This is a genomic window from Pseudomonas sp. H9, from assembly GCF_004353925.1.
Lineage (GTDB): Bacteria > Pseudomonadota > Gammaproteobacteria > Pseudomonadales > Pseudomonadaceae > Aquipseudomonas.
Map to the genome: position 1 here is coordinate 158,526 of NZ_SMOK01000011.1, position 24,336 is coordinate 182,861.

The following is a 24,336-nucleotide window of genomic DNA, read 5'->3' on the forward strand; positions in this document are numbered from 1 at the left end:
CAAGACGCTGCGAATGTCCCTCCCCATTGAGGGGAGGGTGGCGGCTGTCGATGTATGCAGGAGGGCGCCTACCCACTTTGGGGTGGGAGTTCAATCCGTACGTCTGGGTAACGTGCCCGGAATGCCGGTGCCGGGCGCTGCTGCCCTCTGGCGAGACACCGGAGCGTCGTGACGATCTGGCGCTGATGCTGTGCAATCACTGCTCTGGTATCGGGGCCTGCCCCATAACAACAACATCCGAGGTATTCCCATGAAAGCAGCTGTGTTCCACAAGCCGGGTTCTCCGTTGACCATTGAGGATGTCGGCATCAGCAAGCCCGGGCCGCGCGAGGTATTGGTGCGTACCGTCGCAGTTGGCATGTGCCACTCTGACCTGCACATTGTCGACGGCATGCTTCCTTACCCTGGGCCGCTGGTGCTGGGCCACGAAGCGGCCGGTATTGTCGAGGCGGTCGGCTCCGATGTGCGCACGGTCAAGCCGGGGGATCATGTGGTCACCTGCCTTTCGGTGTATTGCGGGCACTGCGCCCACTGTCTGACCGGTCAGATGACCCTCTGCGAGTCGCCGGAAACCCAGCGCGGTGCGAAAGAAGAGTCGCGGCTGAGCTACCTGCAAAAGCCGATACCACAGTTCGTCAACCTGTCGTCCTATGCCGAGCAGATGCTCGTGCATGAGCATGCGCTGGTTGCCATTCGCCGCGACATGCCGCTCGATCGTGCCGCTTTGATCGGCTGTGCAGTCACCACCGGTGCGGGCGCTGCGATCAATACCAGTGGTGTTCGCCCTGGAGATACCGTGGCTGTCATCGGATGCGGCGGTATCGGGCTATCGGCCATCAACGGCGCCGCACTGGCCGGCGCAGGTCGGATCATCGCGATCGATATGGTTGACTCGAAACTGGAACTGTCGAAGACATTCGGCGCGACCGATGTGATCAATCCGAAAAATGGCGACCCGGTACAGCAGGTGCTGGAGCTGACCAAAGGCGGCGTACAGCACGCCATCGAGTGCATTGGCCTGAAACAGACCGCCGAACAGGCCTTTGCCATGCTGACGCGTGGTGGCAGTGCCACCATCGTGGGGGTGATCAAGCCAGGCATCAAGTTGGAGCTGGACCCCTTGGCGCTGCTGCAAGGCCAGCGCCGCATCCAGGGTTCGCGCATGGGCTCGAACCGCTTCCCGGTGGACATCCCGATGCTGGTCGACTTTTACATGCAAGGCCGGCTGAAACTCGACGAGATGATCTCTCAGCGCATCAAGCTGGAGCAGATCAACGAAGGCTTCGACGAACTGCGCCGCGGTGAGTTGGCCCGCTCGGTGATCGTCTTCGATCAGTAATCGGGCGCATCCGGGGCCAGTGCCCCTCTGCTTGCACATGGACGCACGTCGTTGACGTGCGTTCGGCATGGTTACAACACGCTGAGGAATGCTTCGATGGATATCCACTACACTGCGACCGAGCAGGCCTTTCGTGAGGAAGTGCGCGCATTTTTGCGTGACAACCTTCCTGCGGAAATCGCCGAGCGCGGTCGCCACGGCAAGCACTTCAACAAGGAGCACCAGGTCATCTGGTTACGCCTGTTGAGCGAGCGCGGCTGGCTGGCAGCGAACTGGCCGGTGGAATTTGGTGGCACCGGTTGGAGTGCTGTGCAAAAACACATCTTCGATGAAGAGTGCAACCTCTTTGGAACCCCGTGGATCGTGCCCTTTGGCGTGAACATGGTGGCGCCGGTGCTGATCAAATTCGGGACCGAGGAGCAGAAGGCCCGCTTTCTGCCACGTATTCTCAGTGTCGAGGACTGGTGGTGCCAGGGCTATTCCGAGCCGGGCGCCGGCTCTGATCTGGCTGCGGTCAAGACCCGCGCCGTACGTGACGGCGACCACTATGTGGTGAACGGCCAGAAGGCCTGGACCACCACCGGGCACATGGCCGATTGGATCTTCTGCCTGGTGCGTACCGATCCGCAAGCCAAACAGCAGCGCGGTATCAGCTTCCTGTTGATCGACATGAAAACGCCGGGCATCACTGTGCGTCCGATCATCACCCTGGACGGCGAGCACGAAGTCAACGAAGTGTTCTTCGACAACGTGCGTGTACCGCTGGAGAACCTGGTCGGTCGCGAGAACGAAGGCTGGACCTGCGCCAAATACCTGCTGACCCATGAACGCACGGCCATCGCCGGGGTGGGCATTGCCAAAGCCATGCTGGAGCGCCTGAAACGCATTGCCGCTAAGGAACTGAAGAACGGCAGGCCGCTGATCGAAGACGCGCAGTTCCGTGCCCAGATCGCCGACGTGGAAATCCAGTTGATGGCCATTGAGGTGAGCAATATGCGAACCCTGGTGGCTGCCGTGGATGGTGCCGCGCCAGGCGCGGAAAGCTCGATGCTGAAGATTCGCGGCACTGAAATCCGCTTGGCCATCTCGCACCTGATCAACAAGGCCGCAGGCCCCTATGCCATGCCGTTCCTTGAGGATGAACTGGGCTACGACGAGGTCGCGGCGCCGCTTTACTCTGCCGATAGCTGCACGTCTGTCCCGCAGTACCTGGATAACCGCAAGGCCACCGTCTATGGCGGCTCCAACGAAATTCAGAAAAACATCATCGCCAAGACTGTTCTCGGGCTGTAAGGGGCAAGGATCATGGACTTCACACTCAACCAAGAGCAGCAAATGCTGCAGCAAACTGCTGCCCGGCTGGTACGTGACACGTACGGCTATGAGCAGCGGGAGACGTTCCGCGAAAGCGCCCAGGGCTTCAGCGCGCAGCTGTGGCAACAGCTCGGTGAGCTGGGGCTGGCAGCCGTGCCGTTCGCCGAAGCGTTCGGCGGCTTCGGCGGCAGCGGTGTGGACCTTATGCTGATCATGAAGGAACTCGGCCGTAACCTGTGCCTGGAGCCCTACCTGCACTCGGTGGTCTTCGCCGGTGGGCTGGTCGAGCAACTCGGCAATGCGTCGCAGAAGGCCGTACTTTTGCCCCAAGTGGCCAGCACCACACTGCAATTGGCGGTTGCGGTGGACGAGCCGCAGAGCCACTACCTGCTCAATGATGTCGAAGTCACTGCGATTCCGGAAGAGGGGGGCTGGAAGCTGCAGGGGCGTAAATCTGTGGTTGTGGGAGGGCAGAGCGCCGGGCTGATTCTGGTGTCTGCACGTACCAGCGGGGAGGCGCGTGACACAGACGGCATCAGCCTGTTCCTGGTCGACCCGAACTGCGAAGGCGTTTCCCGTCGTGAGTATCACAGCATCGATGGCCGCAAGGCGTGCGAGTTGCTCCTTGACGACGTGCACGTTACTGCTGCCGAGCTGCTCGGTGAGCCGGGCAAGGCATTGGCGGCGCTGCGTTACCAGCAGGGCCGCGCCATCGCCGCGCAATGTGCCGAAGCGGTCGGCAGCATGGAAGCTGCGTGCGAGCTGACCCTCGATTATCTGAAAACCCGCAAGCAGTTCGGTGTGGCCATCGGCAGTTTCCAGGCGCTGCAACACCGCATGGTGGAAATGCGCATGGAACTGGACCAGGCCAGTGCGATGGCAATCCTGGCCGCTTGCGTTGCCGATGAGCCCGACAGCGACGAACGCAGCCGCGCCTTGGCTGCCGCCAAGGTGGTGACCTGCCGCGCTGGGCGCTTCATCGCCGACAACGCCATCCAGCTGCATGGCGGTATAGGCCTGACCTGGGAATACGTGTTGTCGCACCACGCCAAGCATTTGCTGATGGTCGCCCGCCAGTTCGGTGATGATGACCATCATCTGGAAAGCTTCAGCCGGCTAATGCAAGTCGCCTGATCAAGCGAACCACCTTATTGACCGGTGCCTGTATGGGCCGGTTTTTCAAGGAACTGTCCCGGTACTGAGCGCGTGGATGCCAGAATGTTCGGCATTACTCGCGTTATGTCTTAAGATAGCCGGTTGCCGAAAGAACCGTCATGGCCATAGCCATGGAGGGCTTTCATCCTTTACGAATAAGTGTGGTGAAGATGAATAAGCCTTTCATTTCGCTGTGCCCTGAGATTACTCGGGCGCACGCGTTGAAGCTGGTGGATTGGTTGGAGGATGAGCGCGTCACCTGCTATCTGAGTGATTCGCGTCATGTCTCTCGCTCCATCGAGCAAGCCATCGATCGGACGCAATCGCCGATCCTGACCCATCTGTTCAACCAAGGCGGCCGATTCTTCATGGCCTATGACCGGCATGACGCTCCGGTGGGCTTTGTCCGCCTCATCAAGACCGGTTCACATTGCGAGATAGTCCTGGTCATCGGCGACAGCAATAAATGGGGCCGAAACCTTGGCGCCCGCACGATCCGCGAAGGCATGAAGCTGGCCTTCCTCGACATGCGGGCCGAGAAGCTCATCGCCAAGATCCACCCGGACAACGTGCGTTCGCTGAAAGCCTTTCTGCGCAGCGGCTTTGTGCTTGAGCGCGAATCGCCGACATTGAAGTCATTTTCCATGACGGCGGGGCGCTATCTCCAGTTATTGCGCGAAGGTGCGATTGGCGACTCCACGGGGATCTACATCACTGAAATCGACAAGGCCAGGCTCGAGAGCCTGATCGTGCTCGAGCAAGGCTCGGCCATTATTGAACTCGAACATGAGCTTGAACGAGCCATTGTCGTCAAACCGCAGCAGGTGGCACGCAATGTCGTCACGATGAACTCCAGGGCGTTGCTGCAGCTGGACGACGAAGAGATTGAAGTGGCCTTGGTTTACCCTGAAGACGCGGACAGCAGCGCCGGGAAGCATTCCGTGTGTTCCGACATCGGTGCCGCCATCCTGGGCTATCAGGAGGGGGACGCCATCGACTGGCGAATTTCTGATCGCACCCGCCGGATCGAGATCAGGAAAGTGCTTTACCAGCCGGAGGCCGCAGGCGATTTTCACCTGTAACAGCGCCCTTAGCTCAGTGTTCGTTCATAGGGCGTGAAGATCCCCAAAGGACGGGACCGCGCCGTTCACCGCGTAGACCAACTGCAACGCCAAGATCAAGAAACTGGAGGACATCCACAACACCGCCCGAGGAACGTAGTAGATTCTTCTCTATCAAGTGCGGCGACGCGTATACCGTCGCCCTGGTTCATTTAAGAGGAAACTCGATCACCACATAGATCCGATCAAGATCGGGCCCCGCCTGGGCATCATTAGCCCGGTGGCTGACATGAGCCAGTGCGATCGAAAGGTCTTTAGCGGGGCCGCCTTGCACGACGTAGCGAAGATCCATATCCCGCTCCCAGTGCTTGCCCCCTTTGCCTTGCGCGGGCACGAAGGCTCCTGCATCTGGGTCGAACGGGTTGTATGCACCGCCACGGGGAGCATGAGTACCATCAATACTTCTACCGGTGACGTAGCGCAGCGAGAAGGTCAGCCCCGGCACGCCTGCAGTTGCAGCGTTCCACTGATATCGCCCTTGCCATGATTGCTCACCCGGGCCGTTGAAGTCGGCAAATTTGATGGAGTTGGCGAGGTAGATGGAGTCGCCACCGACAAAGTCGAAAGGCGTGCTGCCTTCAACTTTCTGGTAGCCCAGGCTCAACGTGTGGCTCGTCATTGCGATGGACGTCAGGATGCTGTAGGCCAGGGTGTCGATCTTTCCAGCTTTTGCCAGCCCCTGGTCGCGCACCTTGTAGAGGTTGCCATCCACTGACAGAGCGCCAGTGCTGGCATTCAGGTTCAGATAGCGCTGCTGCCAGACGTCTTCTAGCTGGCCACCGAACACGGAGGCGCCCCAGCTGTAGTCCTCGCGCCTGACCTTGTAGAGCGAGCCCACCAGGCTGATCGCATTGTTTTTAGTCGTAGCGCCGTAGCCTTCGAAGTCTTCATAGGACGAGCTACCCGCCTGATTCTTGAAAGCGGTGAAACGCCCAGCTTGCAGCTTCCAAACCGACGACAGCGTGCTGTCAAGGAACCAGCCAGTGGCGTATTCCGGTTGCAGGCGCTTGTCGCCCGTGTCGAAGACTGGAGTCTCCACCAGCATTTCGCCGTAGCTCAACACGGTATTGCCGGCTTTCAACTTCAGCGCGCCGCCTGCGTCCGAATACTCGGACGCTGCCCGGCCATCGCTATCCACCGGCAGCAGTCCAACCCCTGCGTGTCCTCGTCCGCCATCAAGCTTTATGCCGACGAAACCGTGAAGGTCGACGCCTATCCCCACGATGCCAGGGGTGTAGGCAGAACTCAGGGCGCCAATGAACCCCTGGGCCCATTCCCGGCGCCTGCCGGGTGCTCCAGGTTCCTTGTTGCGAAAATCGCTATCGAGCAAGAAATTTCGTGACAGCAATGACCACTCACCCATGGGCTCGTCTGCGTGGCTGGCAGCCGCGACTAAACACAGACAAGTGCACGCACAGGTGCGTACGCTGATCACGGTACGATCCTGCGCAAGCTATCGCCTTGAATTGAAATGCTGCCGCGCCCGGTAAGGAGTCGACCGCCATAAAGAATGATCAGCAGCCAGGCGAACTGGCCTTGTTCCAGCGCCCAGTCCGGATGAACGAATATCACGCAGATGAAGAGCACGCCGAGCATTGGCAGGCTGCAGAGCCGGGCCAACAGGCCGACAATGTGTCTCAATTGATTGCGCAGAGAGGGGCTTGGTGCCTGCATGGTGGTCACTCCGTAGCTCATGAGCCACCATCAAGTAAGGAGGCTGTGAAAACTCGCGCAAACAGTGCCGATACCAACAATGCAGCGGTGTCTTTTAGGGTTAGCTCCTGTTCATGGTTTTTTTTTGTACGTCGCTATTGGCGTTTTAGCCACGTCGAAAACAAGCGTGTCGCCCACGGCATGAAGATATAAACCACCAACAATACGATGCTGAGGGTGATCAGCACGTTGCTGGCAATGTACCCGCCCAACCAGGGCCACTTGGCAAACAAAGGTTGCCACAGCAAGGGCACCACCAAGCTTAAAGGCAGAATCACCAGAAACGTGACGCACACCTGTTTCCAGCGCACGGGTGCGGTACTTTCTTCAGATGGCGTGAACCAGAACTCACGGTTGGCATTGGCTTCGGTTCGATCGCCCGCGATCAGCAGCGGGGTTATCTCAGCAACCAGTTCGCGCCGTTCATCGGAGTCTAGCCATGCCTGCAGTTGCACGGTCGTGGCGAAACGGATCACTGAGGTGAACTGGTGCTGATCGCCGTCTCGGTTACGCATGACATCGACGCCCAGGTGGCCGGGATAGCGTTTTGCCGCAGTGACGGTGCGGCGCAACCATTGTTCGTATGCCGGCTCGGCATCTCGTCTCACGCAATGGCGTACAAGCAATGTCGCGATATCGTGTTGAGGAAGGTCATCGGTCATCGGTCTGCCGCCTGCGTGGGGAGTTCACGGATACGTTAGCCCAGCGATTACCGAGTTTCTTGTAGGGATGTGTCAGTTTTGAACATATGTGCTCTCGCCATCGAAGACTTGACGCTGCGCGCGTCGCCAGCTTGCGGGGGCCATACCGACCTGTTTGAGAAAGACGCGCGAAAAGTGTGACTGGTCAGCGAAGCCGCAATCCAGACCGATCTCAGAGAGGTTGAGCGCGGAATCGGTCATCAGGGCTTTCGCCTTGTCGACGCGAATTTTCGTTAGCCATTCGTGAGGTGATTGCCCGGTACTTTGCTTGAAGGCCCGGGTGAAGTAGCTGCGCGACAGTGAGCACTCTTTGGCAAGAAGCTCCACCGAGAGCCCTTCGGTAACATGGTTGGCAATCAGTTCCTTGGCTCGACGGAGCTGCCAGGTGGCGAGGCCCCTGGTCTTTTCGTTGGTAAGAATGGCGTTGCCATAGCGCTTGTCAAGGTGTGTCAGCAGGGCGAGCATCACCTGGTCAATGAACAGTTCGTTGGTTTCGCTCGGTGTCGTCAGCGCCGGCAGCAATGCCAGGGAGAGATGGTAAACAACGGGGTCAACCTGGCTTCGCACTCGCTCAAGCCCTTCTGTCGTCGAGCCTCCAGCCTCGTAGAAAAGCGACTGGATCGTGCTGCGCGGCAGGATGAATTTGAGGTTGTCATAAGCGGCCCGATGCTGGCAGCGGATCTCGTCTCCAAGATAAACGATCGAGGTGCTTTGACAGGCATGCCCGCCGACATAGGTGAGTTCTCGACCCTGCCACAGCCGATGCGCGTTGAAATCCTTGAGCTGGATAACGACGGAATAGGCATCGGCGCATGGAATATTAACGTGCAGGTCAGGGTCGGGGTGGTCTTCGCTGCTTCGGATAATCGAGTAGTTTCCGGTCTTTGCACTTCTGGGTGAACTACCGATGTTTGCTGGGCGCTTGGGGGACATTGTAAAGCGCATGGGCGGCTCCCTTCATGGACTGCAAGCTGGTCTGTGGCCAATTGCCCTCGGCTTGATCCTCAAGTCCTTCCGAGTACACCAGAATAGTATTGAGAACGCTCGGTACGCTGAATAGAATAAATGGCATTTCATCTATTCTGTTTTTTATGAACACCATTCCTGACTTGCAGGCTTGGGCGATTTTTGCCCAGGTGGCCAACAGCGGTTCATTTGCCCGAGCCGCGCAGACATTAGGCATATCCCAGCCCACGGTGTCCAAGGCAATTGCGCGCTTGGAACAACGTTTGGGCGTTGCTCTGTTGCTTCGTACATCTCGTTCTCTGCAACTGACGAGCGCTGGTGAGCAGGCGTTGGAATGGGCTCAGCGCCTGCTTGAGGAGGGGCGAGCCATAGAGGCCGAGGCAGCACTTCAGGCGAGTGTTCCCAGCGGAAGGATACGTGTGGCTGCGCCAATGTCGTTTGGCTTGAAATACCTTGCCCCCCTGTTGCCAGAATTTCGCCAACAGTATCCGCTAATCGAACTTGATCTATCCTTGGATGATCGCATCGTCGATCTGTTGGCGGGCCGTTACGACATCGCGATACGTATCGCGGAGTTGCCAGACTCCTCGTTGAGATCGCGCAGGCTTTTTGCTGTACGTCGTCTTCTGGTGGCAAGCCCGTTGTACCTGCAACGTTACGGGCAACCTGCCCATCCCAAGGAGCTGGAGCAGCACCAGTGCCTGATCTACACCAACCTACCCACGCCTGAGCGTTGGCGGTTCTCGCATTCGACCTTGGGCGACTGCGTGGTGCCGGTGCGTGGAGGCATTAGTGGTAATAATGCCGACCTCCTGCAACCGGCATTGCTGGCCGGGCAGGGGCTGGCCCTGCAGCCTGAGTTCCTTGCATGGGAGGCGCTGCAAACCGGGGAACTGGTGCATGTGCTGGCCGACTGGCACTTCGCTGATATCGCCATTCATCTGGTGACACCGCCGGGTGGTTTGCGGCCTGTGCGCGTGACCCTGCTGTTGGAGTTCCTTGTTTCCCATCTGGCCAGTGCGTCCTGGGTCAGGGGAGGGACATGCAATTGAGGCAGCACTGAGGCGCTGGGAGCACAAACGTTCAAATCGGGATCATTCGTGCAAGACGCTTCCGGTTCTACTGGCACACAGTTTGGGCTCTACAACGCAACCAGAGGCTCAATCTTATGGCTATCGCAAAAGCTGAACCCGGCAAGACCCTGCTCGATCCTAGCAACCACACCTTGATCATGATCGACCATCAGTCGCAGATGTCCTTTGCCACCAAATCGATTGATGCGGTGTCATTGCGCAACAATGCGGCGCTGGTCTCCAAGGCTGCCAAGGAGTTCAAGGTTTCCACCATCCTCACCACCGTGGCGGAAAAAAGCTTCTCTGGCCCAATCTTCGATGAAATTCGTTCGGTCTTCCCTGAGCATCATGTGATCGATCGCACTACCATGAACACTTGGGAAGACGAGCGCATTGCCGTTGAGGTCAACAAGATTGGCAAGCAAAAGATCGTTCTGGCTGGCCTGTGGACTTCGGTGTGTATTGTTGGCCCAGCGCTCTCGGCACTGGATCAGGGCTTTGACGTCTATGTCATCGCTGACGCCTGCGGCGACGTGTCCAACGAAGCCCATCAGCACGCCATGGAGCGAATGATCCAGCTCGGTGCCCGCCCCATGACTTCGCTGCAATACCTGCTCGAGCTACAGCGCGACTGGGCACGTGGCGAGACCTACAACGAGACCGTCCAGACCTCGATTGCCCATGGTGGCGCCTATGGCTTGGGCCTGATCTACGCCAAGAGCATGTTCAACGCCTCCGAAGGCCATTGATCGAAAGGCCCAAGGAGTGCCTCACAAGCCTCCGTGGGCTGTTCAATGTCGCAATGGCGGAATATGCCATCTCCTTGTACGGCGTTCGGAAAAATGAGCATTTAAGCAAGGGTGGCTAATCTGCATTGTTGACGCCGACGTGTATCGGCTTTGCGAGAAAGACGCCATGAAACAGGATCCACCCAGCAACAGCCGTCGTCATTTCCTTGCCGCTAGCACCGTGCTCGGTGCTGCGGGCGCACTCTGGTCGTCGCTCCCGTTCGCCGCTGCTAGCGATCCGACCCATGCCAGTCACCCAGGAGGATCCATGACTGCCGACCTGATATTGTTCAATGGCCGTTTCCATACCGTTGATCCGGATAAACCAAGTGCCACCGCCGTCGCCATCAAGGATGGCCGATTCCTGGCGGTAGGCAGCGATGCCGAGGTCATGGCACTGCGCAGCGATACCACGCACACCATCGACCTGAACAGGCGCACAGTGGTGCCTGGTTTGAACGACTCCCACTTGCACCTCATCCGCGGAGGCCTGAACTACAACCTGGAGTTGCGCTGGGAAGGCGTGCCGTCCTTGGCCGATGCGCTACGGATGCTCAAGGATCAAGCTGACCGTACCCCGGCCCCGCAGTGGGTAAGGGTGGTCGGCGGTTGGACAGAGTTTCAGTTCGCTGAAAAGCGCCTGCCAACCCTTGAGGAATTGAACAAAGCCGCGCCCGATACGCCGGTATTCGTCCTGCACTTGTATGACCGTGCGCTGCTCAACCGCGCGGCGTTGAAGGTTGTAGGCTATGACCGCAACACGCCCAACCCGCCTGGCGGTGAGATTCAGCGCGATGCCAATGGCGAGCCGACCGGCATGCTGATCGCGCGCCCGAACGCGATGATTCTCTATGCGACCTTGGCCAAAGGGCCCAAATTGCCGTTGGAATACCAAGTCAACTCCACCCGCCAGTTTATGCGCGAGCTGAACCGTCTGGGGGTGACCAGCGCCATCGACGCCGGGGGTGGTTTCCAGAATTATCCCGATGATTACCAAGTGATTCAGGAACTGGCCAACAACGGCCAGTTGACCGTGCGGATTGCTTACAACCTGTTCACTCAAAAACCCAAGGAAGAGCTGGCTGATTTCCAGAACTGGAGCAAGCTGGTCAAACCAGGCGATGGCTCGGACTTCTTCCGCCACAACGGTGCCGGCGAGATGCTGGTGTTCTCTGCTGCCGATTTCGAAGACTTCCTAGAGCCTCGTCCGGATCTGCCGGCGACCATGGAGCAGGAACTGGAACCGGTGGTTCGTCATCTGGTGGAGCAGCGTTGGCCGTTCCGCCTGCATGCGACCTACGATGAATCCATTTCACGCATGCTCGATGTGTTTGAGAAGGTCAACCGGGATATCCCGTTCAATGGCCTGCCGTGGTTCTTCGACCACGCCGAGACAGTCAGCCCGCAGAACATCGAGCGCATCAGGGCGCTGGGCGGTGGTATTGCCATCCAGCACCGCATGGCGTTCCAGGGCGAATATTTTGTCGATCGCTATGGCGCCAAGGCTGCCGAACATACCCCACCGATCCAGCGTATGTTGGCCGAAGGCGTGCCGGTCGGGGGGGGCACCGACGCCACGCGGGTGGCCAGCTACAACCCTTGGACGGCTTTGTACTGGCTGGTCAGTGGCAAGACGGTGGGCGGGTTGGCGCTGCACCCCCAAGGGCTTGCCCGCGAAACGGCGTTGCAGATCTTCACCCACGGCAGTGCTTGGTTCTCCAGCGAACAAGGAAAGAAAGGCCAAATCAAGGTTGGCCAGTTCGCCGATTTGATCGCGCTGTCGGCAGATTTCTTCAGCGTCGACGAAGCTTCGATCAAATGGCTTGAGTCGGTACTCACGGTGGTGGATGGCAAAGTCGTCTACGGGGCGGCCGAGTTCGACAAGCTTTCGCCACCCGCGCTGCCCGTGATGCCTGATTGGTCGCCGGTGAACAAGGTGCCCGGGCATTGGAAACCTGCCGCGCCGCTAGTTGCCCAGGTACACCAGTGCGCCGGGCCCTGCGCGGTGCATTCGCACCAGCATGACCGGGCGCGTCGCTCGAACGTGCCGGTCAGTGACTACCAGGGCTTCTGGGGCGCCTTCGGCTGCTCGTGCTTTGCATTCTGACGCAGCTCCCGCGAGCCAGGTGACCGGCTCGCGGTTTTCGGGTAGCGCAAGTCGGTCAACCTGACCGATAGGCAAGGCCCTTCCGAGGGCCTGCCGCCTTTCCTGTTTCCCTCTTGTACCGCCCAGCCAGCCTCCTGGCCTGGGGGGCGCCCGGCTGTTCCTGCCGAACACTCTTGCACCTGGCCGCACGCCGCGAGCGCTCCCCCCGCCAGCCACCTGCCCTGGGGGGACGCTTCAGCGCGGAGGAGTCGTGATGATGAATTTCACACATAAGAACAACTACAGGTGGCCTCATGCAACGCTCACAAATCGTTCCCGATGCGGGTTCATCGGGCTCTGCTTGCCCGCCGTCGCGTGCCGGTGTCTCCCGTCCTGATCCGCGTTTCAGAACGCCTTCCAGGTCTACGGCGCATTCCTTTCGCAAGACGCAGGCGCAAGGTGTGATCTTGCCTTGGATCGGGCGTCTCTCGCCCTGGGTTCTGATCGCCGGCCTCGCCTATGCAGCCGTCTTCGTCAAACCTAGCGCCAATGGTGCGCCATTGTCGCAACCCGTGCTCGAGCGCCGTGACATGTTCTACGGTGCAGCGGGCGATCTTGCCTCGCTGTGGGTCGTGGGACAACACGGCGCGATACTGCATGGCGTGGACGGTGCCACCCAGTGGAGCCGGAACGTTCTCCCGACCGGCACCAGCCTGCAGGCCGTTGCAGTTTCGCCAGCGGGTGTCGTGGTTGCCGTGGGTAACCACGGTGACCTCTGGCTTAAGGCGCCTGGCCAGGCTTGGCTCTCCACACCGCTGCCGGTGGGAGAGGTGGGCGCAAAGCTGCTCGACGTGGCATTCATTGACGGACACTTTTGGGTGTCCGGCGAGATGGGCTCGCTTTTTCGTGCGGGGCCGGACGCTGGCGTTTGGGAACGCCTGGGGGATGAGCAGGATGTGGCTTTCAATGCCATTCGCCCTGGAGCCGGTGGCGACCTCTGGATTGCGGCGGAGTTTGGTCGACTGCTTCGCAGCCGTGATGGTGGCAAGCGTTGGAGCACGCAGGAGTTAGGCAGCGAGAGCCTTCGCGCCGTGGCATTCGAGGGCCAGGTCGGCGTTGCGGTCGGCAATGCAGGACATGCCTATGTCAGCCGGGATGGTGGCGACAGCTGGAGTGCGGTTGAGCCTTTCACCACCGACCACTTGCATGATGTCGCGGTGAAGGAGGGGCTCTGGAGTGTGGTGGGCGACCATGGCACCTACTTCCAAACCCTCAGTCCCAGCGAGGCTTGGCAAAACGCCGCCCCGGCTGGGTTGAGCAAGGGCTACTTCACCCGGGTGCTGCCGATTGCGGGCGGTAATTTGCTGGTGGGTCAGCAGCTGGCCATGATTGAAGGTGGGCGCCTGACCGTCATCACGGCAGGAGGTCGGCCATGAGGCAGCTGCAGAGCTTTGCCGCCCGCCTGGCCGGGTGGTCGATTGCCCATCGCGTTCCGGTCACGCTAGTGGTCGGCCTGATCACCCTGTTTTTCGCATTCTGCCTGACGCGTCTGGAGATCCAGACCCGTTTCTCGGACATGGTTCCCCACGACCATCCGTACGTGAAGGTGCATCAGACGTACAAGGACAGCTTCGCCGCTAGCAACCGGGTCTCAATCCTGGTCAAGGCGCGCGAGGGCGACATCCTGCGGGGCGACATCCTCGAAGAGGTGCAGCGCATCACCCGCGCCTTGCGCAAGGTGGAGGGGGTTAACCCGCAGCAGATCGTCTCGCTCGCCTCGCGCAAGCTCAAGCGAGTAAATGCCTCATCCGAAGGTATTGAGACCGAGCCGCTGATGGGCGAGCGCGTACCTCGAACTGAGGCTGAACTGCGTGTTCTGCGCCAGGCGATCCTCAACAACTCGATGGTTTATGGCCTGTTCGTCGATCGTGATTTCACCTCCACCCTGATCCAGGTGGACTTCTATGACCATCTGGTGAACTACAAGGCGATCTTTCCTCAGATCCAAGCGATCCTCGATGCGTCGCCGATCCAGGGGCAAGTCAGTCTGCACCTGGTCGGCGAACCGATCCTCTACGGCTGGGTCGCTCATTACCTGCCGGAAACGCTAGGGCTATCGCTGCTGTCGCTCGGCGCAATGCTGGTGTTGCTGTTCGTTTTCAGCCGGACTTGGCGCGGCACACTGCTGCCGCTACTGGCGGGGAGTATTTCCGGCATCTGGGCGCTGGGGATCAGTGCGCTGCTGGGCTACAACTGGGACCCGCTGGTGGTGGTTGTGGCTTTCATCATCACGGCGCGCGCTTTGTCCCACTCGGTGCAGTTGATCACTCGTTACGACGACTTGGTCCTGGACGGACAGGTGGTGTCGCGACGCGCTGCCGAGCAGGCCATGACCGAGCTGTTCCGTCCCAGCATGCTCGGGTTGTACGCCGACGCCGGGGCCATCCTCTGCGTGATGCTTACGCCGATCTCCCTGCTGCACAAGGTGGCGATCATTGGGGCCGTGTGGGTGATGAGCATTGCTGTGTCTGCGGTCGTGATGACGCCAATCATGCTGTCCTGGGTGAGCCGGCCGCAGGGCTTCGTGCACCCTCTGAACCTCGACTTCATTCTTGCTGCGGTGCTGCGCGTCGCTTCGCGGCTGGTATCCACCCGGGCCCGTTACCTGGTGGCGCCGGTTTGTGTGGTGCTGCTCGCCGGCCTGCTGTTCGAGGCATCGCGAATCCAGGTCGGGGATGCCAGCGACGGTTCACCGATTCTCTGGAAGGACGCCGCGTTCAACCGTGACAGCGCTCTAATCAACCGACTGTATCCGGGTTCCGAACAGATGTTCGTGGTCATCGAGGGACGCGGGCCGGATTCGCTCAAGGCGCCAGAGGTTCTGGACTGGGCGCAACGTTTCTCGCGCTACATGGAACGCCAACCGGAAATCGGCGGCAGCGTATCGCTGGCCGACCTGGTGGTGGATATTCGGCGCAATCTCTACGAAGGCAACCCGCGTTACCGTGAACTGGGGGCGTCGCAGACCGAGAATGGCGAGCTGATCAACTTCTACCTGCAGGGCGCGGCGCCGGAAGACATGGCGCAGTATGCCGACCGGCAGTTCCAGAATGGCGCCATAACCCTGTTCTTCCGCGACCACAAGGGTGACACCCTGCGCAACGCGGTGCACTACGCCAATCGCTTCATCGCCGAGAACCCACTGGAACAGGCCGACGTCAAGCTCGGTGGCGGTGGCCTGGGGGTAATCGCCGCGGTCAACGAGGTGCTACTCAGTGACCAGATCGAGGCCATCGCCCTGGCTTTCCTGGTGGTGGTGATCTGTTGTCTGGTGGTCTACCGCTCTTCAATCAGTGGCGTCTTCTTCATCATCCCGGTGCTGGTCTCCAACGTCGTCACGTTCGCCTTCATGTCCTGGCAGGGAATCGGCATGAGCATCAGCACATTGCCGGTCGTTGCACTGGGGATCGGCCTGGGGGTGGATTACGCCTTCTACATCGTCGATTCGATCAAGGAATACCTGGAGAAGTACCCCGAAGCGTCCCCCCTTGAGGCCGTGCTTCAGTCCATTGGTTCGGCGGGACGCGGCGTACTGCTGACCGCTTTCACTCTGGCTGCCGGTGTATTGCTCTGGACTTTCTCCTCCCTGCGATTCCAGGCCGAGATGGGGCTGCTGATTGGCCTCTGGCTGATGGTTTCCGCCTTCACGTCGTTGTTCGTCATGCCGGCGCTGGCCTTGGTATTCAAACCCCAATTTATCTTCGCCGTAGCGCATCCGGTGGAGCGGTGCGACTTCGATTCTGAGCCGGCGGTGTAATCGGTCGGCTCGAATAAGGCCTTGCCACCAATAAAAACAATGAGAGGTGTTCAGGATGCAATTGAAATCTCAGGCCCACCGGCCCTGGTTGGCCCTGGCGCTGCTGCCAATGTGGACCTTGTCTGCGGGGGCTCACGCCATGGACTACGGCAACGACGACTTCGGCTTCAGCCTGGGTGGCTACGTCAGAGGTTGGTCGTCCTTCAATCTCAAGGATGCCCCGGAAACCCGTGCCGATGACAAGGGCAAGCTGTCGATGGTGCGCAGCTCCCTGATGTTGGATGCCGATGCCGTCACCGGCCCCCTCAGTTGGAAGGCCATCGCTCGGCTCGACAAGGAGGTGATGACCGACTACCAGGATGATTTGCAGGACATCAACCGCTCCATGGTCAATACCGGCGCTCGCGGGCGGGGCAGCGATCTAATGGGCGAGTACGACCAGGCGGAACTGCGCGAATTTTATTTCGACTACGAGTACGACCGGGTCAAGTTTCGCGTTGGGAAGCAGCAGGTGGTATGGGGCGAGACCGACTTTTTCCGTGCCATGGACGTGGTGCAGGGTTTTGACTACCGCTGGCGTTCGTTCCTTGAGCCGGAAAACGAGGAACTGCGCAAGCCGCTGATCATGCTCAACACCACCCTCCAGGTGCCGGAGCTGGACGGCTCGCTGCAGGTACTGGTGCGCCCGGGGCTGGATGCGCACAACGCCATCGGCAATAGCGTCGACTTCTATGGCGGCCGCTGGGCCCCTCAGCCTTATCGTGGGACCGACTTTTTCTCGGTAGTGGATACCGACTACGACCATCCGCAAGGCGACAACGAGAAAGTCACCGCAGGGCTGCGCTGGGCGGGACTCATCGGCGACGTGAACTACTCATTGGCCTGGCTCAAGTCTTACCAAGGCGACCCAGTAATCAACTCGCGATTCAACCCTTACAAGAAGACCCCGAAGGGGATACTGGGCGATGCCATCCACCCCGAAATCACTGTGATAGGCGCGACGGCAAGTACCTACGTGGCGGCGGCAGATGCGGTGTTTTCCACCGAGTTGGTCTACACACAGGACGCCGCGTTCAACCTGGGTAGCGAGCCCCTGTTCGGTGGCGCCGTACCGCCAGGGTTTGGCGGCATCAAGCGCAAGGACACCTTTACGTCAATGGTGCGTATGGACAAGACCGTGGATCTGACGCGCCTGCTCGGTACCAGTCGGCCGTCCTTCCTCTCTACGCAGTTGTTCAACACCCGCGTCCTTGGTTTCTCGAAGGACGACGACTTGGTCGAACTGGCGGCGTTCAGTGCCAAGAAGAAGCGCAACACCACGCTACTCACCACCGTCCTGCAAATGAACTACCGCAACGACACCATCAACCCATCCCTGGCCGGTGGCGTCGACGTAGGCAATGGCGGCGGCTTCCTGATCCCGGCGGTGGAGTTCGTGATGGGCGACAACTGGCGCCTGCGAGCCGAAGCCGATTTGTTCTTCGCCGCCGGCAACAGCAATGAGTCCGCCCAGGACGACAGTAGTTCCACCCGTCTGTTTGGCTACTTCGACAACCATGACCAGCTAGTGCTGCGTTTGACCCGTCAATTCTAAGCCCGGTGAATCACGATGAACGTACTTTCCAAGTATGCAGCCTTCACTTGCACCTTGCTGACCCTCTCTACCTGCGCAGTTGCCGCTGATCTGCCTTCGGGCACGCGCGTAGACAAGAGCAATCTTGAGCAGGTCCTCAATGACACCTTCGAGGGCAAACCCCTGCGCCAGCTATTGACCGAAAAGGTGCAGTGGCAGATCAAGAACTACAACCTGGGGCTGACCCTGGCGGCCTCCAAGCCAGTGAAGCTTGATCCTGCCTATCTCAATGCCAGTGCGGGCAACGCCGGTAAGGTGACCTTCGACAAGGCCACCCGTACGGTGCAGGGTTGGGAGAAGGGCGTGCCTTTCCCGCAGATCGACCCGAAGGATCCGGACGCCGGCGACAAGATTGTCTGGAACTTCATTTATGGCCGCCCCATGGGCGACTCCCAGGAGTTGAAGAATTTCCACTACGTTCTCATCGATGCCAAGAAGGGCGTGGAACGGGTGCAACGCTATCGGCTGGACCGTTTCTACACCCGTGGTCGGCTTGCTGGCCCGGCCAGCATTGGCGACGAGTTCATGCTGCAGAACACGCTGCTGTTCGCCGAGGCACCGCAGGACATCAAGGGTATCGGCACCTACACCAAACGTTACGCCGACGGTTTCAAGAACGACGACGTGTGGGCTTACTTGAAGTCGGTGCGCCGCGTGCGCCGGGTTTCAGGCAATGCGTGGATGGACCCGGTAGGGGGGCTGGATATCCTGGGTGACGATATCGACGTCTGGGACTCTCCACCCAACTGGTACAAGGGCATCAAGCTTGTCGACAAGCGCTGGATTCTCGCTGTGACTGACGCGCCCGAAACCGTGAGTATGGGCGAGAAGGATCCGGCTGCACTGTTCCCTTGGCAGGACATGACCACCCCCCCGTACTGGAACCCCAATCCGAAACTGGGCTGGCAGCCTCGTGAAGTCTGGGTAATTGAGGGTACACCGCCGGACGCCCACCCTTACGGCAAGAAGATCGTCTATGTGGACGTACAGGCCAATCGTCCGCTGATGTCCGAGATCTACGACAAGAACGGCGAGTTCTGGCGTTTCCACCATCTGCAGCAACAGCCAGTCACCGGTGAGGATGGTTACAAGGCGATTCTGCCGGTGCAAGGACAGCAGATCGACTTCAAGCGTCAGCACGCGACCAACTTCGTTTCGAACTACGTGATCAACCGCAAGGGCGCCAAGGAGTCCGACTTCTCCCTGGGCAAGCTCGAGGCGGCCGGCAAGTGATTTCATCGTCGCTGGCCGGACGGCTGGCGACTCCAGCTCAATAGGAGTCAACATTATGAACCCTTCCAATCTGCCAACCCAGGAGTGGCCAGCAGAGCCCAAGGTGCAGTTCGGCCCCTGGGCCTGTGAGGCGCCTTTGGACGATGAGTCCGAGGCTTTTCGCCAGAGCTTGCGTCAATTCGCCACCAAAGTGATGCGTCCTATCGGCCAGGATCTGGATCGGCTGAGTGCCGAGCAGGTGGCAGCCAAAGGCTCCCGGCTCTACGAGTTTTTCAGCGAATACGACAAGCTGGGTATCAGCCTTGAGCTACTGTTCAGCCTCAGCGATGAACAACGCGCGGTGATGTTCCCGATCCTCTTTGAAGAGCTTGGTTGGGGGGATGCGGGGCTGGCCATCGCGGCTGCGGCGCGCATGTTGCCCTTCTACATGGCGGCGAAGATGGGCAACCAGTTCGTGCTCAAGGAGTACTCCGAGCAATTGATTGGTTGCTGGGGAATTACCGAGCCGGACCACGGTACGGACTCGCTCGACGTCAGCCAACAACTGTTCAATTCTCAGGGGCGTTACGGCCGCCCCAATTGCACGGCGCGGGTCAGCGATGGCCATATCGTCATAAACGGTCAGAAGGCCGCATGGGTCTCCAATGGCAGCATCGCCGATCTCTGCGTGCTCTATTGCGCAGCGGAGACCGCCAATGGTCCTGATCCGCAGCACGGCTTCTGCGTGGTGGTGCCGACCCACCTTCCCGGAGTTTCCCGTGGCAAGCCGCTGGAAAAGCTTGGCCAGCGTGCTTTGCCCCAGGGTGAGCTGTATTTCGACAACGTCAAGGTTAGCCTCGACCACCTGCTGGCCGGCCCCGACGAGTTCAAGCGCGCCGTCTACGCCATCCATACCGATGCCAATCTGCTGATGGGCGCCACCTTCAGTGGCGTGGCGCGCTCGGCCTACGACCATGCCTTGGCCTACGCCCACGAGCGCAAGCAGGGTGGTCTGCCGATCATTCGCCACCAGGACGTGGCGCGCCGTCTGTTCCACATGCTGCGCAAGGTAGAGTCCGCCCAGGCGCTGACCCGTCGTGTTTCCCGCTTCAATGCCTTCGAACCCGTGCCCGCCTTGCAGGCTGCCATGCTGGCCAAGGTCAACGCTACCGAGCTTGCCTTTGAGGTCGCCAGCGATGCGATCCAGATGTTCGGCGGCAATGGCCTGACTTGCGAGTACCCAGTGGAGAAGATCTTCCGGGATGCCCGGGCCTCAATGATCGAGGACGGCTGCAACCAGATGCTGGCAATCAAGGGCGGCTACAACCTGATCAACCCGGAGTGGCTGTGATGAGCTTGAGTTTGAACGTGGAACTGGACCGGCAACTGGTCCGCAACGCCCGGCAGAACGCCTATGTGATCGGCGTTGGCATGACTCGCTTCGGCAAGCACCTGGGTCGTAGCCTGAACAGCCTGGCGCGTGAGGCGATCAAGCAGGCGCTGGACGACGCCGGCATTGAAGCCGGTCAGCTCAATGCCGCCTGGATGGGGACTGGCGCCGCGCCGGTCATCACCGGGCAGGTGTGCATCGCTGGTGAGGCGGTGCTGCGCGGGCTGGGCGTCGGACGCATTCCGGTGGTCAATGTGGAAAACGCCTGCGCGACAGCCTCTACGGCCTTTCAGCAGGCCTGCACCATGGTGACCCACGGGCTCTACGACGTGGTGCTCGCGGCAGGCTTCGAAAAGCTCTATCACGACGACAAGGCGCGTACCTTCTCTGTATTCGATGGCTGTGTCGACGTGGATGAACAGGATGCCGTGCTGGGTTTCCTGCGCGAGAGTATTCATCGCTCAGGCGCTCAGGTCGATCTCGCCCAAGCTGGCAAGGACCGATCACTGTTCATGGATATCTATGCCACCTGGGCCCGCGACTACTTGGCCATGGCCGGTGGCGAACCGCGCCATCTGGCGATGGTCACGGCGAAGAACTCTCGACATGGCGCGCTCAATCCGCGCGCTCAATTCCAGGATGTGTTGACGGTCGAGCAGATTCTCACCGCGCGCAAGATCGCTGATCCGCTGACCCTGCCGATGTGTTCGCCCATCGGCGATGGCGCGGCGGCGGCGGTGATTGTCTCCGAGGCCGCGTTGAAGCGCCTTGGGGCACGGCAACCTGTGCGGGTTGCCGCATCGATGATCGTCAGCGGCTACGACTACGTCGATGAGGGCATGCCGGAAGTTGCGCGTTGGGCTGCCGATCTGGCGTACCAGGCGGCTGGAGTCGGCCCGCCCGACCTCAGCCTGGTGGAGCTTCACGATGCTTCCTCGGCGTCCGAGCTCATGTACTACGAAAGCCTGGGCCTGTGTGGCCGTGGCCAAGGCGTGGCGCTGCTGGAGTCCGGTGCGACTGAGCTGGGTGGGCGCATCCCAGTGAGCGTGTCGGGTGGCCTCAACCGCAAGGGGCACCCCATCGGCGCGACGGGTCTGGGCCAGGTTTTCGAGTTGGTCGAGCAGCTGCGTGGCAATTGCGGTGCGCGCCAGGTCGAGGGTGCCCGCGTCGGGCTGGCTGAAAACGGCGGTGGTTTCATCGGCGCGGATGCCGCGGTGATGAGCATGACCTTACTGACTCGCTAGGAGGGCGCCCCCATGCACAACAATGCTTCATTGATCTTCGCAAACGTGATCCGCCGCAAGGTCGAAGAAACCCCCGATCTGGATGTGCTGACCTTTGTCCATGTCGATGCTGATCAACAATTGCGTGACTGCACCCGCAGTTATCGCCAATTGTGGGAGAACGGCCAGCGCATCGCCGCCGGCCTCGACGACGAGGGCATGGCCCAAGGCGAGGCATTCGCCCTGATCATGTTCAACCACCCCGAGTTCGTCGAGGCCATGGTGGGTTCGTCCATTGCCAACACGGTATTTGTTCCCATCGATGCCCGAGCGAGTGGCGACAAGCTGGAGTACCTGCTGTCCTTCTCCCGCTGCCGCGGAGCCATAGTCGCCGACCATGCGCTGAAGTCAGTGCTTGAGCGGGTGGACGCTCTGCCGCAATTGCAGTGGCTCTGGGTGCTGGATACAGGTAACGCTGCCGTCGACCTGCAGCCCCATCGGCAAGTGCGGGTACGTGCGCTGGAAGATGTCCTGGAGGATCGCATTCCGGATCTTTGCGTTCGGGCAACGGATCTGCAGCAACCGATGCAGTTGCTGTTCACTTCCGGCACTACCGGGAATCCCAAGGCCATCGTGGCGCCTTATGCGCGCTTCGCTGCCATCGCCGGGCTTGGCGAGCAGGTGGGATTACGCCCTGGCGACCGGCCCTACACAGGGTTGAGCCTGACTCACGCCAATGCCCAATGCATCACCCTGGGCAACGCACTGTACCTGGGGTTGCGCGCGGTAATCAGCAGGCAGTTCACCAAGTCTCGCCTGTGGGAAATCCTGCGTCGTCACCAATGTACGGTGTTCAACCTACTGGGCGGCATGACCACCGCCGTCTATTCGGAGCCGCCGCGTCCGGACGACGCCGACAACCCGGTCCGCTACGTGTTCAGTGCCGGCATGCCGGCCAGTATCTGGAAGGACTTCGCGGCGCGCTTCAGCGTCGAGATTTTCGAATTCTACGGTACCGCGGAAGGTGGCCTGACCCTCAATCCCCCGGGCGCGGGTCCCATGGGTTCGATCGGCAAGCCACCGTCCCATCTGAGTTGCGCAATCCTCGATGAGGAGGGGCAAGAGCTGCCGGCGGGCCAGCGCGGGGAAATCTGCTTCCGTACGGCCTCCGGTGACGACCATCCCCCGGTGTCCTACCTGAACAACCCTGAGGCCAGCGCCGCGAAAACCCGGGGTGGCTGGTTCCACTCTGGCGACATCGGCCACACCGACGAACAGGGTTGGGTGTATTTCGACTACCGCGACGGTAGCGGCATCCGCCGTAACGGCGAATTCATCGACCCGACGCAGGTCGAGAAGGTGATCGCCGAAGCCGATGAGGTCGCCGACGTATTCGTCTATGGCCGTGGCACGCTGGCGTGCGCGCCGGGCGAAAAGGAAATCGTCGCTGCCGTGGTCCAGGCGCCTGGTCGCGCGCTGGACGTTCGCCAGCTGCTGGCGCACTGCGCCCGCCACCTGCCGCGCAACCTCATTCCCAGCCACGTGCAGCGGGTCGATGAAATTCCCAAGACCGCTTCGGAGAAACCCCTTGAGCGCGTGCTCCTTGAGCAGCTCGAAGGCGAACTGGCAGCGCAAGCGGCCTTTGTCAGCAGATCACAACAACAAGCGTGAAACCGGAGAGCAAAAAATGTCCGATATCAAAGTCGTGGTGTATGGCGCCAGTGGTTACACCGGCAAACTGATCTCCCGCCATCTGGCCGGGCGCAACATTGCCTTTATTGCGGCCGGGCGCAGCGCTGCGAAGATTCGCGAGCAGCTCGCGACGCTGCCGGAACTCAAGGACGCTCGCTACGAAGTAGCCGAGGTAGCGAACGAGAAAGAGGCACTGAGCACCTTCCTGGAAGGCAAGAGTGTGATCTACAACACCGTTGGCCCGTTCATGCAGTTGGCGGAGCCGGTAGTCCAGGCGGCGCTGGAGGCCGGTTGCCATTACCTGGACAGCACGGGTGAGCAGGATTGGATGCTGTTTCTGCGCGAGCGGTATGCCGCGGCGTACGCCGAGCGCGGACTGTTGCTGATACCGGCCCTGGCCTTCATGTGGGCCTCAGGCCATCTGGCGGCGGAAGTCTGCCTGGAAACCCCCGGCATCGACACGCTGGACCTGGTCTATGTGACCCGCGGTTCTTTGCCTTCGGTGAGCTCGACCCTGTCCTTCCTGCGCATGTGCTGCCAGCCGCAGTACCACCTCGCGCAGAAGCAGTTGGTGCCCTGGGCGCCGGCGACCGCGTACCAGGCGGTGGCACCGACGTTCCACCAGGTGCTCGACTGCCTGCCGTGGAGCGGTGGTGGCGAGCCGGTTTGGTACGCCGACGATCCGCGCGTACGCAACTGCAGCATGCTGGTGAACTTCGGCAACCCGCAGGTGATGAGCAATGTGCTGCAGCTTGCGCGTGAGTTCAACGACGTACACAAGCACAAATCGCCGAAAGAGCAGGAGACCGTCACTAACGGCTGGGGCCATGAGTGGACGCCCAGCGAGCCACCGCGTGAGAACCCGGATCTCTGCCGTGCGGTGATCTCCTGCCACGGTAGCGGCCCGATGAGCCAGTCGACGGTCATCCTCCAGGGTAACTGCGGCTACGAGCAGGCTGGGTCCGTGGCCGTTGCCGGCATCGAGCGTATTCTGTCCGGCGACCTGGCCGCAGCCGGCTTCGTCAGCCCGGCGAAGGCCTTTGGTGCGCGCTATCTGCTAGCCGCCATGGAACGTGACGGTTTGGCCGAGGTGATCGTGCGCCACTGATTGCC

General features: G+C 60.4%; 19 protein-coding genes. 15 read left to right on the plus strand and 4 right to left on the minus strand.

Features of this window, described 5'->3' with window-relative positions; all coding sequences use genetic code 11:
- The first annotated feature begins 250 nt into the window (after positions 1–250).
- From E1573_RS08730 to E1573_RS08745, 4 genes are all read left to right on the plus strand, one after another.
- Positions 251–1,339: a Zn-dependent alcohol dehydrogenase gene (locus E1573_RS08730; RefSeq protein ID WP_133212642.1), complete on the plus strand. Its 1,089-nt coding sequence runs from the start codon at positions 251–253 to the stop codon at positions 1,337–1,339.
- Positions 1,340–1,435: 96 nt separating this feature from the next.
- Positions 1,436–2,632 carry an acyl-CoA dehydrogenase family protein gene (locus E1573_RS08735; protein ID WP_133212644.1) on the plus strand — a complete coding sequence of 399 codons (1,197 nt, stop codon included), beginning with the start codon at positions 1,436–1,438 and terminating at the stop codon, positions 2,630–2,632.
- A gap of 12 nt (positions 2,633–2,644) precedes the next feature.
- On the plus strand, positions 2,645–3,787 hold the full coding sequence (locus E1573_RS08740; protein ID WP_133212646.1) for an acyl-CoA dehydrogenase family protein: 1,143 nt from the start codon (positions 2,645–2,647) through the stop codon (positions 3,785–3,787).
- A gap of 140 nt (positions 3,788–3,927) precedes the next feature.
- Positions 3,928–4,890, plus strand: coding sequence for a bifunctional GNAT family N-acetyltransferase/nucleoside diphosphate kinase regulator (locus tag E1573_RS08745; RefSeq protein WP_133212648.1), 963 nt, complete (start codon positions 3,928–3,930; stop codon positions 4,888–4,890).
- A 187-nt stretch (positions 4,891–5,077) separates the two neighbouring features.
- Here the strand turns inward: E1573_RS08745 and E1573_RS08750 are convergent, their stop codons facing one another.
- From E1573_RS08750 to E1573_RS08765, 4 genes are all read right to left on the minus strand, one after another.
- Entirely contained in the window at positions 5,078–6,331 is a 1,254-nt protein-coding gene (locus tag E1573_RS08750) for an OprD family outer membrane porin (protein ID WP_371925151.1), read from the minus strand.
- A gap of 29 nt (positions 6,332–6,360) precedes the next feature.
- Complete coding sequence (locus tag E1573_RS08755; RefSeq protein ID WP_133212652.1) at positions 6,361–6,624, minus strand: hypothetical protein; 264 nt, start codon at positions 6,622–6,624, stop codon at positions 6,361–6,363.
- 113 nt (positions 6,625–6,737) lie between these two features.
- Complete coding sequence (locus E1573_RS08760) at positions 6,738–7,304, minus strand: antibiotic biosynthesis monooxygenase (protein ID WP_133212654.1); 567 nt, start codon at positions 7,302–7,304, stop codon at positions 6,738–6,740.
- Between the two features lie 72 nt (positions 7,305–7,376).
- Positions 7,377–8,288, minus strand: coding sequence for a helix-turn-helix domain-containing protein (locus tag E1573_RS08765; RefSeq protein WP_256659502.1), 912 nt, complete (start codon positions 8,286–8,288; stop codon positions 7,377–7,379).
- A 146-nt stretch (positions 8,289–8,434) separates the two neighbouring features.
- Between E1573_RS08765 and E1573_RS08770 the strand changes: the two genes are divergently transcribed.
- From E1573_RS08770 to E1573_RS08820, 11 genes are all read left to right on the plus strand, one after another.
- Complete coding sequence (locus E1573_RS08770; protein WP_133212656.1) at positions 8,435–9,361, plus strand: LysR family transcriptional regulator; 927 nt, start codon at positions 8,435–8,437, stop codon at positions 9,359–9,361.
- Between the two features lie 116 nt (positions 9,362–9,477).
- Complete coding sequence (locus E1573_RS08775; RefSeq protein WP_133212658.1) at positions 9,478–10,131, plus strand: hydrolase; 654 nt, start codon at positions 9,478–9,480, stop codon at positions 10,129–10,131.
- Between the two features lie 166 nt (positions 10,132–10,297).
- Positions 10,298–12,277: an amidohydrolase gene (locus E1573_RS08780; RefSeq protein ID WP_133212660.1), complete on the plus strand. Its 1,980-nt coding sequence runs from the start codon at positions 10,298–10,300 to the stop codon at positions 12,275–12,277.
- 440 nt (positions 12,278–12,717) lie between these two features.
- On the plus strand, positions 12,718–13,692 hold the full coding sequence (locus tag E1573_RS08785; RefSeq protein ID WP_165957309.1) for a YCF48-related protein: 975 nt from the start codon (positions 12,718–12,720) through the stop codon (positions 13,690–13,692).
- Entirely contained in the window at positions 13,689–16,073 is a 2,385-nt protein-coding gene (locus E1573_RS08790; protein WP_133212664.1) for an RND family transporter, read from the plus strand. The genes E1573_RS08785 and E1573_RS08790 overlap by 4 nt, the downstream gene beginning before the upstream one ends.
- Before the next feature lie 55 nt (positions 16,074–16,128).
- Entirely contained in the window at positions 16,129–17,667 is a 1,539-nt protein-coding gene (locus E1573_RS08795) for a DUF1302 family protein (protein ID WP_218568370.1), read from the plus strand.
- A 15-nt stretch (positions 17,668–17,682) separates the two neighbouring features.
- Entirely contained in the window at positions 17,683–18,939 is a 1,257-nt protein-coding gene (locus tag E1573_RS08800; RefSeq protein WP_133212666.1) for a DUF1329 domain-containing protein, read from the plus strand.
- Between the two features lie 55 nt (positions 18,940–18,994).
- A complete protein-coding gene (locus E1573_RS08805; RefSeq protein ID WP_133212668.1) occupies positions 18,995–20,269 on the plus strand; it encodes an acyl-CoA dehydrogenase family protein in 1,275 nt (424 codons plus the stop codon).
- Entirely contained in the window at positions 20,269–21,552 is a 1,284-nt protein-coding gene (locus E1573_RS08810) for a thiolase family protein (RefSeq protein WP_133212670.1), read from the plus strand. The genes E1573_RS08805 and E1573_RS08810 overlap by 1 nt, the downstream gene beginning before the upstream one ends.
- A gap of 12 nt (positions 21,553–21,564) precedes the next feature.
- Positions 21,565–23,202: an AMP-binding protein gene (locus E1573_RS08815; protein ID WP_133212672.1), complete on the plus strand. Its 1,638-nt coding sequence runs from the start codon at positions 21,565–21,567 to the stop codon at positions 23,200–23,202.
- A 16-nt stretch (positions 23,203–23,218) separates the two neighbouring features.
- Positions 23,219–24,331, plus strand: coding sequence for a trans-acting enoyl reductase family protein (locus E1573_RS08820; protein WP_133212674.1), 1,113 nt, complete (start codon positions 23,219–23,221; stop codon positions 24,329–24,331).
- The last annotated feature ends 5 nt before the right edge of the window (positions 24,332–24,336 follow it).

Excerpts from the sequence above, each read along its gene's own strand:
- E1573_RS08730 (WP_133212642.1), top strand. The coding sequence starts at position 251 with ATGAAAGCAGCTGTGTTCCACAAGCCGGGTTCTCCGTTGACCATTGAG.
- E1573_RS08735 (WP_133212644.1), top strand. The coding sequence starts at position 1,436 with ATGGATATCCACTACACTGCGACCGAGCAGGCCTTTCGTGAGGAAGTG.
- E1573_RS08740 (WP_133212646.1), top strand. The coding sequence starts at position 2,645 with ATGGACTTCACACTCAACCAAGAGCAGCAAATGCTGCAGCAAACTGCT.
- E1573_RS08745 (WP_133212648.1), top strand. The coding sequence starts at position 3,928 with ATGGCCATAGCCATGGAGGGCTTTCATCCTTTACGAATAAGTGTGGTG.
- E1573_RS08755 (WP_133212652.1), bottom strand. The coding sequence starts at position 6,624 with ATGAGCTACGGAGTGACCACCATGCAGGCACCAAGCCCCTCTCTGCGC.
- E1573_RS08760 (WP_133212654.1), bottom strand. The coding sequence starts at position 7,304 with ATGACCGATGACCTTCCTCAACACGATATCGCGACATTGCTTGTACGC.
- E1573_RS08765 (WP_256659502.1), bottom strand. The coding sequence starts at position 8,288 with ATGCGCTTTACAATGTCCCCCAAGCGCCCAGCAAACATCGGTAGTTCA.
- E1573_RS08770 (WP_133212656.1), top strand. The coding sequence starts at position 8,435 with ATGAACACCATTCCTGACTTGCAGGCTTGGGCGATTTTTGCCCAGGTG.
- E1573_RS08775 (WP_133212658.1), top strand. The coding sequence starts at position 9,478 with ATGGCTATCGCAAAAGCTGAACCCGGCAAGACCCTGCTCGATCCTAGC.
- E1573_RS08780 (WP_133212660.1), top strand. The coding sequence starts at position 10,298 with ATGAAACAGGATCCACCCAGCAACAGCCGTCGTCATTTCCTTGCCGCT.
- E1573_RS08790 (WP_133212664.1), top strand. The coding sequence starts at position 13,689 with ATGAGGCAGCTGCAGAGCTTTGCCGCCCGCCTGGCCGGGTGGTCGATT.
- E1573_RS08795 (WP_218568370.1), top strand. The coding sequence starts at position 16,129 with ATGCAATTGAAATCTCAGGCCCACCGGCCCTGGTTGGCCCTGGCGCTG.
- E1573_RS08800 (WP_133212666.1), top strand. The coding sequence starts at position 17,683 with ATGAACGTACTTTCCAAGTATGCAGCCTTCACTTGCACCTTGCTGACC.
- E1573_RS08805 (WP_133212668.1), top strand. The coding sequence starts at position 18,995 with ATGAACCCTTCCAATCTGCCAACCCAGGAGTGGCCAGCAGAGCCCAAG.
- E1573_RS08810 (WP_133212670.1), top strand. The coding sequence starts at position 20,269 with ATGAGCTTGAGTTTGAACGTGGAACTGGACCGGCAACTGGTCCGCAAC.
- E1573_RS08815 (WP_133212672.1), top strand. The coding sequence starts at position 21,565 with ATGCACAACAATGCTTCATTGATCTTCGCAAACGTGATCCGCCGCAAG.
- E1573_RS08820 (WP_133212674.1), top strand. The coding sequence starts at position 23,219 with ATGTCCGATATCAAAGTCGTGGTGTATGGCGCCAGTGGTTACACCGGC.